Source organism: Pedobacter sp. 01N416, from assembly GCF_056399685.1.
This window is the reverse complement of record NZ_JBFTRT010001044.1, coordinates 1-575: the sequence shown is the minus strand read 5'-3', so window position 1 is coordinate 575 and position 575 is coordinate 1. Positions and strand designations below refer to the sequence as shown.

Genomic DNA, 575 nt, shown 5'->3' with positions numbered 1-575 from the left:
GTGTTAAGGCTGAAATCAGCGCGTAAGCAATCAGGCCATAAGCCGAGTTTCTTAGAATTTTCACTGCACTACTCATGATTATATCGTTAAATCGTTTTCTTGTTGAATTTCTATTCCTCTGTTTACAACCTGTACAATTATAAAAAGCACAACGGCCATAAAGAACCACACATCAGCTCCATCCATATTTAACGATCGGAGATTAGCATCCATAACCCCTTGCTCTGCGAGCCAAACCGTATACTTATAGCCTAAATGGGCAAAAAATCCTATCCCAAGCGCTAAAAAAACCTGTATCAAAATAAAATGCCTCAATTCTACACTGAAAGGCTTAGAAATACTGAGTTTTTTATCGATAAACAATTTCAAAATTAGATAGAACATGATTGCTTTTAGCACAGCAACAATAATCATAACGAATGTAATGACCAGGAAATACCCCTGATCAAATTTGTAAACACTTGACAAATAATCTGCTCCATCCCAAAAGTTCCTCACACCCTGTGGGTGATCAAATTTGTAAACACTTGACAAATAATCTGCTCCATCCCAAAAGTTCCTCACACCCTGTGGGT

Annotated in this window: 1 protein-coding gene; it reads right to left on the bottom strand. The window is 37.6% G+C overall.

Annotation, left to right across the window (positions count from 1 at the left end; all coding sequences use genetic code 11):
• Window positions 1-78: 78 nt before the first annotated feature.
• Window positions 79-575 (bottom strand): hypothetical protein (locus tag AC1DND_RS29145; RefSeq protein ID WP_477586497.1); only part of this gene is annotated, 497 nt, incomplete at its 5' end.